This window comes from Paenarthrobacter nicotinovorans, from assembly GCF_021919345.1.
In the GTDB taxonomy this organism is placed as follows: Bacteria; Actinomycetota; Actinomycetes; order Actinomycetales; family Micrococcaceae; genus Arthrobacter; species Arthrobacter nicotinovorans.
Genome location: NZ_CP089293.1, coordinates 2,423,356 through 2,441,439, shown reverse-complemented (window position 1 = coordinate 2,441,439; position 18,084 = coordinate 2,423,356). Strand labels below are relative to the sequence as shown.

The following is an 18,084-nucleotide window of genomic DNA, read 5'->3' as shown; positions in this document are numbered from 1 at the left end:
ACTCTGTCCACGTTTAACCCTAGCGCCGTAGCGTGACGGTATGCGCATCCTGGTCCTGGGCGGCACCGCCTTCCTGTCAGCAGAAATCGCCCGGCAGGCAGTTGCCGCCGGTCATGACGTCACCTGTTTTGCCCGGGGTACTTCATCGAACCCGCCCGACGGCGCCACGTGGGTGCGGGGGGATCGCACCTTGGGTGCCGCGGCCTATGCGGAGGTGGCAGACAGCTGGGACGCGGTGGTGGACGTTTCCAGGGATCCGGTCCAGGCACGCGAGGCCTTGGAGGTGCTGGGACCTGTCGCGGAGCACTGGACGTTCGTCTCCAGCTGTTCGGTGTATGCGGACCACTCAGTACCTGGCGCGGATGAAAGCGCGGCCCTGCTGGAGCCGCTGCCAGAGGGGCATACGGCCGGCCCGGAAAGTTATGGCGAGTCCAAATCAGCCATCGAGCACCTGACACTGGGCCTGGTGGGGGAGAAGGCGCACATCGTCCGGTCCGGACTCATCGGCGGCCCAGGGGACGGTACGGACAGATACGGCTACTGGCCGGCCAGGTTCGCTGCGGACAGTGACACGGTGTTGGTTCCGGACATTCCCACCGCCGCAGCCCAGATCATTGACGTCCGGGATCTCGCAACCTGGATCCTGCGTTCGGCCGAAGGCGGGCTGACGGGAACGTACAACGCCTTGGGCGATGTTGTTCGCTTCGGTGACTACATCACCGAATCCCAACGGATTGCCGGGGCCGAAGAGAGTGATGTTATCCGTCCCTCCGAGCACTGGCTCGTTGAGCAGGGCGTGGACTACTGGGCGGGACCGGACTCACTGCCCTTGTGGCTTCCCCCGGGGCACGATGGCTTCCAAGCCCGCTCCAACCGTGCTGCACGGGAGGCGGGAATGACCTTGCGCCCATGGCAGGAAACCCTGGCCGCCACGCTTGACGACGAGCGGATGCGGGGACTGGACAGGGAGCGAAAAGCAGGCCTTGGCCGCAGGACCGAACAAAGGCTCGTGGCGCTCTGGCGGGAGCTGCAGCGTTAGGCCGCGGCCGCCGTCGTGATCGGTTCATGGAGGACCGGGAAGTTGACGCTTCGCGCAATGAAGCAGACCTGGTTGGCCTCATGGTGAAGTTGCGGCATCAAAGCAGCGTGCGCGGCATCCACGATGGTGACATGGGGCCGGAGCGTCACATTCTCGAATTGCCCGCTGCCGTCACGGTTGAGTTTCATGAGCCCTTCGGCGTTGTCCTCATAGCCGGTAACCACCACTCCGTGCTTGACGGCCACGTGCAGGAAGGACAGCATGTGGCACTGCGAGAGCGCGGCAAGCAGCAGTTGCTCCGGGTTGTAGCGCATCCGGTCGCCATGAAACGTGGGATCGGCCGACCCCTTGAGTGTGGGAAGTCCGCTGATCTCGACGTCGTGGTCCCGTGAATATGCGCGGTAGCCCGCTGTGCCCTCTCCGAGGTTCCCGGTCCAGCGGACAGTCAGCGCGTAGTGGTGTTCGTTCAGGCCCATGCGGACAGTCTAGTCAGGCACAACCGACTGTCCGCATGGACCCCGCGGGCTGGTCCTAGACGTCGGCCGCCCTGGCGCGAAGGGCGCGGGCCACTCCGTCACGGTTTTCCAACATCATGCGGCGCAGGGCTGCGTTTTCTTCGGGAAGTCCGGCCAGGAACGCGTCGGTGCGGTCCACCGTAGCCTGCGTGGTGAGCTGGGCCGGGTAAAGCCCCACAACGATCTGCTGGGCCAGTGCGTGTGTGCGTTCCTTGACGATCCCGGGCACGGCCTGGAAGTACTTCTCCGCGTAGGGTTCCAGCAGGGAAGTGTCCGGGACGCGCATGAAGCCTGCCACCGCTGACGACTGAAGTGCGTTGGAAAGTTCTCCCTTGACCACGATCGACTCCCAGGCCGCTGCCTTGGCTTCCGGGGTGGGAATGGCCGCCTTGGCCTGCGCGGCAGCGTTCTGGCCGTTGGAGGTGTTGTCGCGGGCGAGTTCTTCGTCGATGCGTTCCTGGCCTATGCGTCCGCCAGCCACCAGCGCGGTCAGGAGCTCCCAGCGCATGTCCTGGTCCACGGTGAGCCCTTCCAAGGTTTCGATCCCGTCCAGGAGGGCTTGGAGACGGTCCAGTTGTGCCTCGCTGCGTGCCAACTGGGCGTAGGACTTGGCGAATTGCAGCTGGGCGTCGGAGCCGGCTTCCACGCTCGAAGCAAGTTCCCAGAGCCTGTCCGCTGCTGCGATGGTGGTCGCGGCTTTATGTTCTGCGGCGACGTAGTAGGTCAGGGTGGTGGCGAGCTGGCGGAGCTGGACCAGGATGACCGAAGAGTCGGTCTCGTGGGCAATATTGGCCAGGATCAGGTCCACATAGCCGCGGGCCGGGGTCTCACCGTCGCGGGCTGCATCCCAGGCTGAGCCCCACACCAGGGTGCGGGGCAGGCTGGCTGCGAAGTCCTTCAGGTGTTCCTTGGCTGTGGCGAGGGAGTGCTGGTCCAGGCGCACCTTTGCATAGGCGAGATCGTCGTCGTTGAGCAGGATCAGGTCCGGGCGAGCTTTGCCCACCAGTGCGGGCACGTCGGTCCTGGGGCCGTCGACGTCGAGTTCTTCGCGATGGGTGCGTTCCAGCTTCCCTTCGCCGGAGAGCGTGTAGAAGCCGACGGCGAGGCGGTGCGGACGCAGGGTGGGTTGCTCGTCGATGGCGGTCTGCTGGATTGAGAAGGCAGTGATGGTGCCTTCAGCGTCGACGGTTACCTCGGGTGCGAGGGTGTTCACGCCTGCCGTTTCGAGCCAGAGCTTGCCCCATTGGTCGAGGTCACGGCCCGAAGCGGCTTCCAGTTCCACCATGAGGTCTGCGAGCTCGGTGTTTTTCCAGGCGTGCTTGGCGAAGTAGGTCCGGACACCGGCCATGAACTGTTCCGGGCCTACCCAGGCCACCAGCTGGCGAAGTACAGATGCTCCCTTGGCGTAGGTGATGCCGTCAAAGTTGACCTCGACGTCTTCGAGGTTGTTGATCTCGGCGAAGATCGGGTGCGTGGTGGGCAGCTGGTCCTGCTTGTAGGCCCAGGACTTCTCCACCGAAGCGAACGTGGTCCAGGCCCGGTCGAATTCGGTGTTCTCCACGGCAGCTAGGTGCGACATGTATTCGGCGAAGGACTCGTTGAGCCAGAGGTCGTTCCACCAGCGCATGGTCACCAGGTCACCGAACCACATGTGGGCCAGTTCGTGCAGGACAGTGATGGCGCGCCGTTCGATCTGCGCGCCGGTGACCTTCCCGCGGAAGACGTAGCCTTCGAGGATGGTGACGGCGCCGGCGTTTTCCATGGCGCCGGCGTTGAATTCCGGCACAAACAACTGATCGTACTTCTCGAACGGGTAGGGGCAGCCGAACTGGGCCTCGAAGAACTCGAAACCCTGGCGGGTCAGTTCAAAGATGTTGTCGGCGTCGAGGTACTGCATCAGGGATTTGCGGGCGAACACTCCCAGGGGAATGACCCGGCCGTCGGAGCTGGTGACCTCTGAACGGACCGACTGGTAAGGCCCTGCGATCAAGGCAGTGACGTAGGAGGAGAGTCGGGGGGTCGGCGCGAATTTCCATACGGAGCGCGCGCTGCCATCTTCCGCGGCAGGAGCCTCAACGGGAACAGGAGTGGGGGAGTTGGAAACAACGTCCCAGTGCGACGGCGCCGTGACCGTGAACGTGAAAGCCGCTTTCAGGTCGGGCTGCTCAAAGACGGCGAACATGCGCCGGGAATCCGGAACCTCGAACTGCGTGTAGAGGTACGCTTCCCCATCCACGGGGTCCACGAAGCGGTGGAGGCCCTCGCCGGTGTTCATGTAGGGCGCATCTGCCACAATCGTCAGTTCATTCTCAGCAGCAAGCCCCGGCAGCTGGATACGGACGCCGTCGGAGACCTCCGCTGGGTCCAGGTCAGTGCCGTTCAACGTCACGCTGTGGACGGTGTGCGTGATGGCATCGATGAACGTCGAGGATCCCGCCTCGGCAGAAAACCTGACCACGGTGGTGGAGCCGAAAACCTCCGGGCCGCGGGTCAGGTCCAAGGTGACGTCGTAGGAGTCGACAGTGAGCAGTTCGGCGCGGTTCGCGGCTTCATCGCGCGTGAGGTTCAGGCCTGGCAAAGTAGTGCCTCCGGAGATCGGGATGACCGGCCGGTCCGCCGGCCGCTGGTATGAAGTTATTCTTTCACTCCCACGACGGAAGGCAAGGAGTGGACACCACAGTGTCGCTCCCACGGAGTAGCGTTGGAATATGGGATCGATCCGGGAAAACCTCGACGTCCGCGCCTTAAGGTTCGCGGTGGCCTTTCCTCTGCTGCTTGCCATCGGCTTCGTGGTGTGCGCCCAAATGCTCCGCAATGATCTCCCCAACCCCGTGGCGGTCATGTGGAGTGCCGACGGCGGCACGTCCTTCGCGCCGTTCGGCGCCTATGTGGCAGTCGGCGCGGCGCTCATCACTTTGTGCGGTTGGGCAGTGTTCCTGCAGGCTGTCCCGATTTCCCGGCCCGTGATCATGCGGCGCGTCATGATGGGTATCGGCCTGATGGTCAGCCTGTTCATCACCACGGTCCTGGCGGCCTGCCTGGTGGGCCAAAGCGGGGCTGCCGACGCCCGCGAGTCCCATGTCGACCCGATCGTGCTGGCTATGGGCAGCGGAGCCGCGTTGGCCCTTGGAGTCGTCATGATGTTCGCTTTCAAACCGGACCCCCGGTGGACGCGGGAAGATGACGTGGCCCTCCAGAAAGAGCTGCGCCTCCTGGCGGATCCGGAGCTGGCCCACGACAGCCTCAGGATGTGGGTCCACGCCCGCAGTTCGGTGTTCGTCATGATCATCGTTTCGGCAGTGTTCCCTGCTGCTTTGATTGCGGTCGCAGTGCCATGGCTCGGCGCCCTCGTGGCCGCGGCGGCGCTGGTTGGTGCCTGTTTCCTGTTTGCCAGGGTGCGGGCGGACAGGGGAGGCTTGCAGGTCTTCGCAGGAGGCATCGTACGGGTCCTGACCGTTCCCGCCGTCGAGATCGCTGCGGCTGCTGCCGCGGAGGTCAAAGCCGCCGACTACGGCGGCTGGGGCTGGCGGCACCATGACGACGCCACCGCCATGCTGGTGGGAAGCGGCCCGGCCGTGGTGGTAAAGAAACTTAACGGTGGCCGCGTCGCTTTAAGCGCAGGTACGCGTGCCTCAGCCGACAAACTTGCCGGAATTCTCAACAGGGCTGCCCGTCGGGCCCACGATGACGGGCAGGCCCAACAACCGCGGTAGCGGTAACCTAGGTAGCGCATCCCTCAACGCCGCGCCCCGGCATGTGCTGTGCCGCTGCCCAGTGCCGAACCGGCGCGCCAGATAAGAATGGACTTCCCGTGACAACACCCCGCGTCCACATCGCTACGGACCACGCTGGAATGGAACTGAGCGCCCACTTGGTCAACCACCTCACTGCGAAGGGCTACGAAGTAGTGGATCACGGGCCCAAGGAATACGACGCACTGGATGACTACCCGTCGTTCTGCATCAACGCCGCCCTTGCGGTCGTCGCTGACCAGGAGGCCGGGGTTCACGCGCTTGGCATTGTCCTGGGTGGTTCGGGAAATGGTGAGCAGATTGCCGCCAACAAAGTGAAGGGTGTCCGCGCAGCCTTGGCCTGGAACCTCTCCACCGCAAAACTGGCCCGGGAACACAACGACGCCAACGTCGTGGCCGTCGGCGGCCGCCAGCACACTGTGGAAGAAGCCACGGAGCTTATTGAAGCCTTCCTGCAGGAACCGTTCAGCAACGACGAGCGCCATGTCCGCCGCATCGGCAAGATCGCCGTGTACGAAACCACCGGCGAAATCGTCCAGTAGTGCCGGAAGGACATTCGGTCCATCGGCTGGCCCGCCAATTCCAGGATGTTTTTGGCGGGCAGCGCCTGGAAGTCTCCAGTCCCCAAGGACGTTTCGTGGCCGGCGCAAGCCTGTTGACGGGACACACCTTGGAGGAAGCAACGGCCCACGGGAAGCAGTTCTTCCTCCGCTTCGACCACGGCCTGTTCCTCCACGTGCACCTTGGCCTGTACGGAGCCTGGAGTTTTGGCGGAGACAGCACATTCACTGGTTCCTCAAGCATTGGAGCTCCGCGCCGCATCGGTGAGCGGGAGAGCGGTTCAGGCGCGGACGGTGGTGACTACGCCGGTCCGCCGGAGCCCGTGGGTGCCGTCCGCGTCAGGCTTGTCTCAAAACACGGCTGGGCTGATCTCCGTGGTGCCACCACATGCGCGGCGATCACTGCTGCCGAGGCGGAAGCCGTGCTGGACCGCCTGGGGCCCGACCCCCTCCAAAACCGGCCCGGGGACCGCGAGGAGTTCATCGCGCGCCTGCGCCGGCGCAAGACCGCTGTAGCACTGCTGCTGATGGACCAGTCCGTGTTGGCCGGGGTCGGGAACATCTACCGCGCCGAAGTGCTGTTCCGGCAGGCGGTGGACCCATGGACGCCCGGAACAAGTATTGATGTCGAGACCGCAGGCCGGCTGTGGGACGACACAGTGGCAACCATGTCCGACGGCGTCCGCGATGGCCGGATTGTTACGACACCCCCGTCACTCTGGACCGGCGGCGGCGTCTTGGCGCCCGACGCCGATGCCCACTTTGTCTATAAGCGCGAGGGAATGCCCTGCCGCGCTTGCGGGACGCTGGTGGGTGTGACGGAAATCGGTGCCCGCAAACTCTATTGGTGCCCCGGCTGCCAGGTCTAGGTTTCTGCCGGATCCGGACAGAAAAAAGCGCCCCCGATCCGTGGATCGGGGGCGCTTTGCCTGGAGGGGACGACGGGAATCGAACCCGCGTAATCAGTTTGGAAGACTGAGGCTTTACCATTAAGCTACGTCCCCAGGAGGAATATCCTGCTCGAGGACAACTTCCCGGTGGCTGTTGAAGCCGGGTACAACTAAACCTAATTCCGGCGGCGGTGTCAAATGTGCATTCCCGGCCCGCTTGCCCGTAGACTGTCCTGTGCGTTCGGGGTGTAGCTCAGCTTGGCTAGAGCGCCTGCTTTGGGAGCAGGAAGTCGCAGGTTCAAATCCTGTCACCCCGACTCTGTGTTTTGTGTCCGATTCCGGGACACGACAGAACCCCATACCCACAAAATCAGGAGTACTTAGACTGTGAAGAGCGCTGTCGAGAACCTCACCGCAACGCGGGTCAAGCTCAACGTTGAGGTTCCCTTTGAGGAACTGAAGCCGAGCATCGATGCCGCGTACAAGACCGTTGCTTCGCAGATCCAGGTTCCCGGATTCCGCAAGGGCAAAGTTCCCTCCAAGCTCATCGACCAGCGTGTCGGCCGAGGCTACGTCCTGGAGACGGCCATCAACGATGGCCTCAACGGCTGGTACCAGGCTGCAGTCCAGGAAACCGGCGTCCGCCCGCTGAGCCGTCCTGAGGTTGAAATCACCGAGGTTCCGGATCCGTCCGCAACCGACGGCGAGCTCAAGTTCCAGGTGGAGATCGATGTCCGCCCCGAGATCGAACTGCCGGACTACGCCGGCATCAAGGTTGAGGTTGCTGCTGCTGAGTCCTCCGACGCCGACGTTGACAAGTCCCTCGACGAACTGCGCGGCCGCTTCGGCACGCTGAAGACCGTTGAGCGCCCTGCCAAGAACGATGACTTCCTCACCATCGACATCACCGCCACCATTGACGGCGAAGAGATCGATTCCGCTGCCGGCCTGTCCTACCAGGTAGGCGCCGGCACCATGCTCGAAGGCCTGGACGAAGCCGTTACCGGTCTGTCCGCCGACGAAGAAGCCATCTTCGACACCACGCTTGTTGGCGGCGACCACGCCGGCGAAGCTGCCCAGGTGAAGGTCGTTGTCAAGGCCGTCAAGGAGCGCGAGCTTCCCGAGGCCGACGACGACTTTGCCCAGCTCGCTTCCGAGTTCGACACCCTTACAGAGCTCCGCGAGGACCTCGCCAAGCAGGCAGCCGATTCCAAGGTTGTGGAGCAGGGCGTCGAGGCCCGCGACAAGGTCTTGGACAAGCTCGTTGAGCTCGTTGAGGTTCCGGTTCCGGACTCTGTAGTCGAAGAGCAGATCGAGGCCCACTTCAACCCGGAGAACGCCCACGGCGAAGGTGACCACGACACCGAGGAGCACCGCGCCGAGGTCAAGGCCAATACCGAGCGCGCCTTCCAGAACGAAATCATCCTCGACGCCATTGCCGACAAGGAAGAAGTTGAAGTCAGCCAGAACGAGCTGATCGACTACATCGTCACCACGGCAAGCCAGTACGGCATGGACCCCAACCAGTTCGCCCAGATCATTGATCAGAGCGGCCAGGTTCCCATGATGGTTTCCGAGGTTCGCCGCCGCAAGGCTCTGGCCGTTGTACTGGGCCAGGCCGAGGTAGTCGACACCGAAGGCAACAAGGTTGACCTGACGGACTTCGTCCGCCCCGCCGGAGAAGCCGCAGCCGAAGAAGCTGCTGCTGTTGAAGCTTCGGAAGAAGCAGACGCTCCTGCCAGCGACGACCCCGCAGCAGTGAAGTTCTAATTCGCGACGCAGGCCGACCCCGGATCAGTTGATCCGGGGTCGGTTTTCTTTAAGGCCGAACAGTGGCGCTGAAGGCAAACGTGCGCCGTCAGCGAACAGCGCGATTCCGGCGAACAAATCACCCCGGAAAACGGTTAGTGTCCAAGTAGTGAAGTTCAGTGAGGTCACTGGCACCAGCGAGAGGTAAGTACTTATGTCACAGCAATCAGAGGCTCCCCGGATGGCAACTGTCGATCCCGCAGCCCAGGACAACTACATCTACAACCGCCTGCTGAAAGAGCGCATTATCTGGCTCGGCTCTGAAGTGCGTGACGAGAACGCCAACGCCATTTGCTCCCAGCTCCTCCTTCTCTCGGCCGAAGACCCGGAGAAGGACATCTACCTGTACATCAACTCGCCGGGTGGTTCCGTGACGGCCGGTATGGCCATCTACGACACCATGCAGTTCATTCCGAACGATGTTGTCACCGTGGCCACCGGCCTGGCAGCTTCCATGGGCCAGTTCCTCCTTTCCTCTGGAACCAAGGGCAAGCGTTACGCAACCCCCAACGCCCGCATCCTGATGCACCAGCCTTCCGGCGGCATCGGCGGGACGGCCTCGGACATCAAGATCCAGGCGGAACTGATCCTGCACATGAAGAAGGTCATGGCGGAGCTTACGGCCGAGCAGACCGGACAGACCGTGGAGACCATCCTCAAGGACAACGACCGCGACAAGTGGTTTACGGCCGCAGAGGCATTGGAATACGGCTTCTTCGACAAGATTTCGGCGCACGCCGGTTCTGTGGCCGGTGGCGGCGGTACGGCCAACCAGTCGAACTCCGAAAACTAATCCGGCACCAAAGAACCACTGAAACCCCAGGAGTAAGAACATGAACTACAACTTCGGATGGTCTGCCGGTAACCTCCCGTCCAGCCGCTACGTCCTGCCCCAGTTCGAAGAGCGCACGCCCTACGGCTTCAAGCGCCAGGATCCGTACACCAAGCTGTTCGAGGACCGCATCATCTTCCTCGGCGTGCAGGTTGACGACGCATCTGCCGATGACATCATGGCCCAGCTGCTGGTCCTTGAGTCGACGGATCCGGACCGCGATATCACCTTGTACATCAACTCGCCGGGCGGCTCTTTCACGGCCATGACGGCCATCTACGACACCATGCAATACATCCGTCCGGAGATCCAGACGGTCTGCCTGGGCCAGGCAGCCAGCGCCGCCGCGGTCCTGCTCGCGGCCGGAACTCCCGGCAAGCGTCTTGCTCTGCCGAACGCCCGGGTCCTGATCCACCAGCCTGCCCTCTCCGGCGGCCAGGGCGGCCAGGCCTCGGACCTCGAGATCCAGGCTGCGGAGGTCATGCGCATGAGGACCTGGCTTGAAGACACGCTGGCCCACCACTCGGGCCGCACCTCCGAGCAGGTCAACAACGACATCGAGCGTGACAAGATCCTGACGGCGGCCGAAGCCATGAACTACGGCCTGATCGACCAGGTTCTTGACTCCAGGAAGATCAAGCCGCAGGCAATCGCCCGGTAGCACACGGAATACGACGCCGGTGCGGTTCGCGAAATATGGACCGCACCGGCGTTCTGTTTCCACGCAAGCAGCCCATTGTGACCTAGAGTGGATGGTGTCACGGTGGTGCCAACCGCGGCTTGGCCGCACACTTGAGTACGGCGCGGAGCCGCATCACCCGCATGCAACGAAGGGATTCCCACATGGCTCGGATTGGTGAGAGCACGGATCTGCTGAAGTGTTCTTTCTGCGGAAAGAGCCAGAAGCAGGTGCGGAAGCTGATTGCCGGGCCCGGTGTGTACATCTGCGACGAATGCATCGAGCTGTGCAACGAAATCATCGAAGAGGAACTGGCCGAGGTCTCCGATCTCGGAAGCTTCGAGTTGCCCAAGCCCCGCGAAATCTTTGATTTCCTGCAGGAATATGTCATCGGCCAGGAACCCGCCAAACGGTCGCTCGCGGTAGCGGTATACAACCACTACAAGCGCATCCAGGCCGGGCATGCACCCAAGACCGGCAGTTTGGGCGAAGGGCCCCATCACGAGGATGTGGAGATCGCCAAATCCAACATTCTGCTGATCGGCCCCACCGGCTGCGGTAAAACCTATTTGGCCCAAACCCTGGCCCGCCGGCTGAACGTCCCGTTCGCTGTCGCAGACGCCACGGCCTTGACCGAAGCAGGCTACGTCGGCGAGGACGTTGAAAACATCCTGCTCAAGCTCATCCAGGCCGCCGACTACGACGTCAAGAAGGCCGAGCAGGGCATTATTTACATCGACGAGATCGACAAGATCTCGCGAAAGAGCGAGAACCCTTCGATCACCCGGGATGTGTCCGGTGAGGGTGTGCAGCAGGCCCTCCTGAAAATCCTGGAAGGCACTGTGGCCTCTGTACCTCCCCAGGGTGGCCGAAAACACCCGCATCAGGAGTTCATCCAGATCGACACAACCAATGTTCTCTTCATTGTGGCGGGCGCCTTTGCCGGCCTGGAGGACATTATCGGCTCCCGGTCCGGCCGGAAGGGCATTGGCTTCGGTGCACCACTGAACGAAGCCAGGGACAATGTGGACACCTACGGGGAAGTCATGCCCGAGGACTTGCTGAAGTTTGGACTTATTCCGGAATTCATTGGCCGGTTGCCTGTCATCACCACCGTGTCCAGCCTTGATCGTCCGGCGCTGATCCAGATCCTTTCCACGCCCAAAAACGCGCTCGTGAAGCAATACCAGAAAATGTTCCAGCTGGACGGCGTGGAGTTGCAGTTCGACCAGGACGCCCTGGATGCCATAGCGGACCAGGCGCTCGAACGGGGCACCGGCGCCCGTGGTTTGCGGGCCATCATGGAAGAAGTGCTTCTCCCGGTCATGTTCGATCTGCCCAGCCGGGACGACATCGCGACGGTGGTCATCACAGCGGATGCAGTATCCAAGAAAGCCCAGCCCACCATGATCGCCCATGACGTGGTGGCAAAGCGGCGGAATAAGTCTGCCTAAACTGCCGTTGGCAAAAAGGAGCGGCTTGGTTGCGAGCCGCCTTGAAAAAGCCACGTTTCCACTCTTCCGAGGAGTTCCCCTGTGTCCGAACAGCTTGTGTCTGAAGTGACCGCGTCCGACAACACCGTCAACAAGGCAGATTTCTGGTTCGACCCGGTCTGCCCGTTCGCGTGGATTACGTCGCGCTGGATCGGGGAAGTCGAACAGGTGCGCGGTATCGAGACCGAATGGCACGTAATGAGCCTTTCCGTCCTGAACGAAGGCCGCGATCTACCTGCCGACTACAGGGCCATGATGGACGACAGCTGGGGACCGGTCCGCGTGATCATTGCTGCGCAGGAGCTTCATGGCAGCAGCTACGTCAAGCCCCTCTACGACGCCATGGGGGAGCAGATCCACCATGAGGGCAATAAGGACCGCGCATCCGTGATCCAGAAAGCCCTGGCCGACACCGGGCTTCCCGCGGACCTGGCACGTTTTGCCACTTCCGATGAATACGATTCCAAGCTGCGGGCCAGCCACGAGTCCGGAATCTCGTTGGTAGGGCAGGACGTCGGAACCCCCGTGGTCGCTGTCAACGGCACTGCGTTCTTCGGCCCCGTACTCACCCGCATTCCGCGTGGCGAGGAAGCCGGGAAGATCTGGGATGCAACCGTGACCCTGGCCGGCTACCCGCACTTCTTCGAGTTGAAGCGCAGCCGCACCGAAAGCCCTGAATTCAACTAACCGCTTGTTGCCCTCCAGAGGTCACGGCCGGGCTACTTGAGGAATCGTGAGGTCCGGCGGTCGGCCAGGATCTTGCCGTTGGTCTGGCAGTGGGGGCAGTATTGGAGGGAGGTGTCCGCGAAGGACACCTCCCTTACTGTTTCTCCGCACACAGGACACGGCAGGCCCGTCCGGGCGTGTACGCGGAAGTTGCTGCGCTTGGTGTCCTTGAGTTCGCTGGATGGCTTCCCGGCTGCCGCGTTGACGGCGCCGACCAGGACCTCCTGCAGTGACTGATACAGCCGCGCCACGGTCTCTTGGTCCAGCGACTTTGCTATGGCGAAAGGGGAGATCCTGGCGGCGTGGAGGATCTCGTCACTGTAGGCGTTGCCGATTCCGGCTATGACACTTTGGCTGCGCAACAGACCTTTGATCTGCTGTGGACTGGACTTCAGAATCGCGGCGAATGCAGCCTCATCGAAGTCCGGGCTCAGCGGCTCGGGACCGAGTGTTGCGATGCCTGGAACTTCCTGTGGGTCCCTGACCACATAGATGGCCAGGCTTTTCTTCGTCCCGGCTTCGGTGAGGTCCATTCCGATGTGGGCGTCGTCGCTGGCGCGGTGGAACAGCAACCTTGCCGAAATGTTGCTCTTGCCCATCCGCAACCCTGCCGAAGACGGGTGCTCCGTGTAGCGGACCCAGCCCGCCTTGGCCAGGTGGAACACGAAAAAGAGTCCGCCCAGGTCAACGCAAACGAACTTTCCGATCCGTTGCACCCCCTGGACTGTCCTGCCTTCGAGGGCGGTGTAGGGCGGGTCGGCGGTCTTGAGTGCCGAGAAGGAGTTGATGCGGACCTCAGTCAGCGTGGCTCCGTGGAGTTGGGTGTCCAGGTACATGCACAGGCCGTGCACTTCGGGCAGTTCCGGCATGGACATTACTTTGCCACAGGTGGTTCCGGATCGGCAGGATAACTACAGGATTGTAGTTATCCCGGAGCCCTTGCGTGTTGTCTTTTGCGGTACAACAATGGTTCTTACCCACTTCGAAAGAAGAGGGACACGGAAACCAAAGATTCAGTGATATGCAACCAACGCAGCCTTTGGCACAGTTGGAAGCAAGCTACCAGTGACGAGGTAGGAAGACCTGAAATTCCAAGGATTCCGCCAGACTGTCAAGTCGTCACCAGACAGCCGAAAAGTCGAAGCCCCACCAACGGCAAAACGCTGATGGGGCTTCCCCTTTGCCCGGATACTGCCGGGCTCACCTTGGCCTTAAGAGGCTGGAGTCTCCTCGGCAGGTGCCAGGACAACGTCGCTGACCGTCAGTTCACCTTCGCCGGACTGCAGCGTGATTTCCTGCGCGTTAGCGGCCGCCTTCAAGTCGCCCAGACCCGCCTTCAGCTGCGAGACCAGAATCTCCGAAGCTGTAATGGATGCTGAGAGAACCTCGGTGCGCTGCTTGACCTTGGCCTCGGACTTTGCCTTGCGGATGCCGCTCAAAGCGATCCCGACCGTGCCCAGCATGGTGGTGTCGCCGTCGGTGATTTCCAGGGCGGCGGGCCATTCGGCGCGGTGGACCGACCCTGTCCGCCACCAACCCCACACTTCTTCAGTGGCGAAGGGCAGGAAGGGGGCGAAGAGACGAAGCAGGGAGTCCAGGGCCGTTGCCAGCGCGGCCAGTACGGAAGCCTGCTCGGACTCGCCGGCCGCCCCGTAGGCGCGGTCCTTGATCAGTTCGACGTAGTCGTCCGTGAACTGCCAGAAGAACGATTCCGTGATCTGGAGCGCCCGGGCGTAGTCGTAGTTGTCGAACGCCTTGGTGGACTGCGCGACGACGTCGGACAGCTGCGCCAGCAGCGCACGGTCCAGGGGGTTCGTCAGCACCGCGAGGTCGGTGGTCACCACGGAGTTCTCGGTGGCCCCGAGGTTCAGCACGAACTTGGAGGCGTTCAGCAGCTTGATGGCCAGACGGCGACCGATCTTCATCTGGGCAATCTCGTATGCCGTGTCGGCGCCGAGCTTTGCCGAAGCGGCCCAGTAACGCACAGCATCCGAACCGTACTCGTTCAGCACGTCCGTGGGGACAACGACGTTGCCCTTGGACTTGGACATCTTCTTCCGGTCCGGATCCAGGATCCAGCCGGAGATCGCTGCGTGCTTCCACGGTGCGCTCTTCTGCAGGGCGTCAGCACGCACTGCCGAGGAGAACAGCCAGGTACGGATGATGTCGTGGCCCTGGGGGCGCAGGTCGAAGGGGTAGACCTTGGAGAACAGTTCCTCGTCACGGCTCCAGCCGCCCACGATCTGCGGTGTCAGCGATGACGTTGCCCAGGTGTCCAGGACGTCCGCATCGCCGGTAAAGCCGTTGGCCTGGTCGCGCTGCGACTCGTCGAAACCGGGTGCGGCGTCGGCTGCCGGATCCACGGGGAGCATCTCGTCCGAGGGCAGGATCGGGTGGTCGTAGTCCGGGTTGCCTTGCGCGTCCAGCGGGTACCAGACGGGGATGGGCACACCGAAGAAGCGCTGGCGCGATACGAGCCAGTCGCCGTTCAGGCCGGCGATCCAGTTTTCGTAGCGGGAGCGCATGAAGGACGGGTGGAAGTTGATTTCCTGGCCGCGTGCGATCAGGCGCTCACGGCGTTCCTCATCGCGGCCACCGTTGCGGATGTACCACTGGCGGGAGGTGACAACTTCGAGTGGCTTGTCGCCCTTTTCGAAGAAGTTCACCGGGTGGGTGATCTTCTTCGGTTCGCCATCGAGCAGGTCTGCTGCCTTGAGCAGTTCTACTACGGCTTCCTTGGCGGAGAAGGCCGTCTTGCCCGCGATCGCGGCATACGCTTCCTTGCCGGCGTCGGTAGTGATCCATTCCGGGGTGTCGGCGATGATGCGGCCGTCGCGGCCCATGATGGCGCGTGTGGGCAGCTGGAGTTCGCGCCACCAGGTGACGTCGGTCAGGTCACCGAACGTACACACCATGGCGATGCCGGAACCCTTGTCCGCCTTGGCGAGCGGGTGGGCCTTGACCTCAAGTTCCACGTCGAAGAGCGGGGACTTCACGGTCTTGCCGAAGAGCGGCTGGTACCGCTCGTCGTCGGGGTTGGCCACCAACGCGGCGCAGGCAGCCAGCAGTTCCGGACGGGTGGTCTCGATGAAGATCTTTTCGCCGTCTTCGGTGAAGAACGGGTAGCGGTAGTAGGCGCCGGCGACTTCGCGGTCCTCGAGCTCGGCCTGCGCCACAGCGGTACGGAAGGTCACGTCCCACAGGGTGGGTGCCTCGGCCATGTAGGCGTCGCCCGCAGCCAGGTTGGCCAGGAAGGCGCGCTGGGACACCGCACGGGAGGTGTCGTCAATGGTGCGGTAGGTCAGGTCCCAGTCCACGGACAGGCCGAGGGTCTGGAACAGGTTCTCGAAGACCTTCTCGTCCTCAACGGCGAGTTCCTCGCACAGTTCGATGAAGTTCTGGCGCGAAACGACGTCGAAATCGCGCTGGTTCTTGGCCGGCTGTGCCGGGGGAGTGTAGTCCGCCTTGTAAGGGATGGCGGGATCGCAGCGCACACCGTAGTAGTTCTGGACGCGGCGCTCGGTCGGCAACCCGTTGTCATCCCAGCCCATGGGGTAGAAGACGTTCTTGCCCGTCATCCGCATGTAACGGGCCTGGACGTCGGTCTGGGTGAAGGAGAACATGTGGCCCACGTGGAGCGAGCCTGAAGCCGTCGGCGGGGGAGTGTCGATCGAGTAGACCTGCTCCCGGGTGGTGTCCGGATTGAACTTGTAGGTTCCCTCTTCAAGCCAGCGCTGCGTCAAGGCAGCCTCAAGGCCTTCAAGGGCCGGCTTGTCGGGAACGTTAATGGGGGCGGTGGCGGGCGTGTCTGTACCCTGCGTTGATTCAGCCATGGACCAATTGTTTCATGGCCTGGCGTTACAACCCGCCGCCCCGGAACCTTGCACCCCGGATAGGGTAGTGCCATGACTTTGGCAGCGCACAATATCCCCGCAGGACAGAACAAGACGGCCGTGGTAACCGGAGCCAGCACCGGCATCGGCGAGGCCACCGTGAGGGCCCTGGCCGCCACGGGATGGAAGGTCTTCGCCGTAGCGCGCAGGGCTGACAGGCTTGGTGCCCTGGGTGCCGAAACCGGCGCCGTGCCGTTCCCGGCAGACATCACCGACGACGACGACGTCGCCGCCTTGCTTGCGGCTGTCACGAAAGCCGGGGGTGCTGACACGCTCATCAATATCGCCGGCGGTGCGCGGGGCGCTGACACCATTGCGAATGCCGATACCGAAGACTGGGAGTGGATGTACCAGGTGAACGTCCTGGGCACCATGAAAATCACCCGTGCCTTCCTGCCGATGCTGCGCGAAAACGGCGAAGGAACGGTCCTCAATCTCACCTCGACGGCCGGGCTGTCCGCCTATGAAGGCGGCGGAGGGTACAACGCGGCGAAGTTCGCCCAGCACGCCATGACCAATGCGCTCCGCCTTGAAGAGGTGGGCAATAACGTCCGGGTCATCGAAGTGGCTCCCGGCCTGGTGTACACAGAGGAATTCGCACTGAACAGGCTTGGAGACAAGGAGGCGGCAGCCAAGGTCTACGCCGGCGTGGAGAAGCCCCTGACAGCCGACGACGTTGCGGACGTCGTCAAATACGCGGTCTCACTGCCGCACCACATCAACCTGGACCAAATCGTGGTTCGTCCGGTGGCCCAGGCAGCCAACCACAAACTGGTCCGCAAGCAGGACTAGCCCGCAGGGACCTCCAACGTGGCGAGCACAGCTGCGTGGTCCGAACCGGGAACTTTGCGAACCAGGTAGCCGCTGCTGCCGATCCGTGGTGATGTGACCACATGGTCCAACACCGTTCCCGGGAGCTGCGGCCCTTCCATGGGCCAGGTGGGGGATAACCGCCCCGCCGCTGCCGTTCCCACGTCCACCAGCTTCGCTCCGTCCCTTCCGGAATCCAGCATCGCCCGGAACTCCGGGTGGTCGTAGGAGGAATTGAAGTCGCCCATCAGCAGATGGTTTCCCGGAGTCGAGGCCTGACGGCCGATCTTCCCAAGATCGCTCCGCCATTGTTCGATCCTTTCGTCCACCGGGGGCAGCGCATGGACGTTAGTCAGGTTCAAAGCCGACCTGGCACCGGAGGCCTGGTCCGACACGAGGACCCTCGTGACGGCCATCCGGAACGGGGTATCCGGCAGGAGACCATCCGGTTCAAGCGGGAACACGGAGTAGACGGCGCCGCCCGACGCGTCGTCGCTGGGCTCGCTGACACGGTGTTGAAGGATCGCCTCCAAGCCTTCCGCGCGGAGGCGGTCCTCCAAACCCTGGGTATGTTCCTGCAACGCCAGGATCTGGATGCCGTTCTCACGGACCAACTGCACAATGGTCGATGCATCGGCCTCGCCATACTCGGTGTTCAGGCTCATGACCTTCACCGGAATTGTGATCGTTCCCGCGGGCAGTTCCATGGGCTTCCCGGCGTCCAGCGGAAAAAGCCAGAACAGCTGGACCGCCAGCAGGGCCGTCGTCGTGATGATGACCCAAATCCGCCGCCCCACCACAGCGAAGAGCAGCGCCACGGCAGCCGGGATGACAAGCCATGGAGTGAAAGACAACAGCTGGACCACCGGCAGGGGCCACTCGACAGGAATCGCGCGGAACAGTGAGATGCCTGCCGTTGGTACCGCGAAGAGAAGTGCGAATACGGTCCATGCAAGGGAAGGCCGACGATGTGCTTTGCTGGCAGCCGGGACGGCAGGAGCGGGGTTCGACATGGACCCGAGTCTATGCAGCCCTCCCGCCCGGGACCGTCCTCCCCAGGGATGACTCTGCGAGTGGAGCACGAGC

15 protein-coding genes and 2 tRNA genes are annotated in these 18,084 nt (G+C 62.8%); 11 read left to right on the top strand and 6 right to left on the bottom strand.

What is annotated here, in order from left to right:
* Nucleotides 1-40 precede the first annotated feature (40 nt).
* Entirely contained in the window at nt 41-1,039 is a 999-nt protein-coding gene (locus JMY29_RS11360) for an NAD-dependent epimerase/dehydratase family protein (protein WP_189075472.1), read from the top strand.
* Here the strand turns inward: JMY29_RS11360 and JMY29_RS11355 are convergent.
* Nucleotides 1,036-1,515, bottom strand: coding sequence for an OsmC family protein (locus JMY29_RS11355; RefSeq protein ID WP_189075473.1), 480 nt, complete (start codon nt 1,513-1,515; stop codon nt 1,036-1,038). The genes JMY29_RS11360 and JMY29_RS11355 overlap by 4 nt on opposite strands.
* 55 nt (nt 1,516-1,570) lie before the next feature.
* On the bottom strand, nt 1,571-4,132 hold the full coding sequence (gene pepN, locus JMY29_RS11350; RefSeq protein WP_189075474.1) for an aminopeptidase N: 2,562 nt from the start codon (nt 4,130-4,132) through the stop codon (nt 1,571-1,573).
* 130 nt (nt 4,133-4,262) lie between these two features.
* Here pepN and JMY29_RS11345 point away from each other — a divergent pair, with 130 nt between their 5' ends.
* The 3 genes from JMY29_RS11345 to JMY29_RS11335 all read left to right on the top strand — a co-directional run bounded on the left by JMY29_RS11345 (nt 4,263) and on the right by JMY29_RS11335 (nt 6,735).
* On the top strand, nt 4,263-5,267 hold the full coding sequence (locus JMY29_RS11345; RefSeq protein ID WP_189075475.1) for a hypothetical protein: 1,005 nt from the start codon (nt 4,263-4,265) through the stop codon (nt 5,265-5,267).
* 140 nt (nt 5,268-5,407) lie between these two features.
* Nucleotides 5,408-5,848, top strand: a complete 441-nt coding sequence (locus JMY29_RS11340) for a ribose-5-phosphate isomerase (RefSeq protein ID WP_018777836.1) — start codon at nt 5,408-5,410, stop codon at nt 5,846-5,848.
* Nucleotides 5,848-6,735: an Fpg/Nei family DNA glycosylase gene (locus JMY29_RS11335; protein WP_189075476.1), complete on the top strand. Its 888-nt coding sequence runs from the start codon at nt 5,848-5,850 to the stop codon at nt 6,733-6,735. The genes JMY29_RS11340 and JMY29_RS11335 overlap by 1 nt, the downstream gene beginning before the upstream one ends.
* 61 nt (nt 6,736-6,796) lie before the next feature.
* Here JMY29_RS11335 and JMY29_RS11330 read toward each other — a convergent pair.
* Nucleotides 6,797-6,870, bottom strand: a tRNA-Gly gene (locus JMY29_RS11330).
* 128 nt (nt 6,871-6,998) lie between these two features.
* Here JMY29_RS11330 and JMY29_RS11325 point away from each other — a divergent pair.
* The 6 genes from JMY29_RS11325 (at nt 6,999) to JMY29_RS11300 (ending at nt 12,256) form a co-directional block, all read left to right on the top strand.
* Nucleotides 6,999-7,073 (top strand) — tRNA-Pro (locus JMY29_RS11325).
* Between the two features lie 70 nt (nt 7,074-7,143).
* Entirely contained in the window at nt 7,144-8,526 is a 1,383-nt protein-coding gene (gene tig, locus JMY29_RS11320) for a trigger factor (protein ID WP_189075477.1), read from the top strand.
* Between the two features lie 220 nt (nt 8,527-8,746).
* Nucleotides 8,747-9,358, top strand: coding sequence for an ATP-dependent Clp protease proteolytic subunit (locus tag JMY29_RS11315; protein WP_018777833.1), 612 nt, complete (start codon nt 8,747-8,749; stop codon nt 9,356-9,358).
* Between the two features lie 40 nt (nt 9,359-9,398).
* A complete protein-coding gene (locus tag JMY29_RS11310) occupies nt 9,399-10,058 on the top strand; it encodes an ATP-dependent Clp protease proteolytic subunit (RefSeq protein ID WP_018777832.1) in 660 nt (219 codons plus the stop codon).
* 182 nt (nt 10,059-10,240) lie between these two features.
* Nucleotides 10,241-11,530, top strand: coding sequence for an ATP-dependent Clp protease ATP-binding subunit ClpX (gene clpX, locus JMY29_RS11305; protein ID WP_018777831.1), 1,290 nt, complete (start codon nt 10,241-10,243; stop codon nt 11,528-11,530).
* An 81-nt stretch (nt 11,531-11,611) separates the two neighbouring features.
* Nucleotides 11,612-12,256: a mycothiol-dependent nitroreductase Rv2466c family protein gene (locus JMY29_RS11300; protein WP_018777830.1), complete on the top strand. Its 645-nt coding sequence runs from the start codon at nt 11,612-11,614 to the stop codon at nt 12,254-12,256.
* Nucleotides 12,257-12,288: 32 nt separating this feature from the next.
* Here the strand turns inward: JMY29_RS11300 and JMY29_RS11295 are convergent, their stop codons facing one another.
* Together JMY29_RS11295 and valS are read right to left on the bottom strand one after the other, a co-directional pair.
* Nucleotides 12,289-13,164 (bottom strand): Fpg/Nei family DNA glycosylase, encoded by an 876-nt coding sequence (locus tag JMY29_RS11295; RefSeq protein ID WP_189075478.1) that lies wholly within the window; start codon nt 13,162-13,164, stop codon nt 12,289-12,291.
* A gap of 342 nt (nt 13,165-13,506) precedes the next feature.
* On the bottom strand, nt 13,507-16,128 hold the full coding sequence (valS, locus tag JMY29_RS11290) for a valine--tRNA ligase (protein ID WP_039241774.1): 2,622 nt from the start codon (nt 16,126-16,128) through the stop codon (nt 13,507-13,509).
* 72 nt (nt 16,129-16,200) lie between these two features.
* On the opposite strand from valS, the gene JMY29_RS11285 reads away from it, so the two are divergent.
* Nucleotides 16,201-16,980: an SDR family oxidoreductase gene (locus JMY29_RS11285; protein WP_055972357.1), complete on the top strand. Its 780-nt coding sequence runs from the start codon at nt 16,201-16,203 to the stop codon at nt 16,978-16,980.
* Here JMY29_RS11285 and JMY29_RS11280 read toward each other — a convergent pair.
* Nucleotides 16,977-18,011: an endonuclease/exonuclease/phosphatase family protein gene (locus JMY29_RS11280; RefSeq protein WP_189075479.1), complete on the bottom strand. Its 1,035-nt coding sequence runs from the start codon at nt 18,009-18,011 to the stop codon at nt 16,977-16,979. The genes JMY29_RS11285 and JMY29_RS11280 overlap by 4 nt on opposite strands.
* Nucleotides 18,012-18,084: the final 73 nt, after the last annotated feature.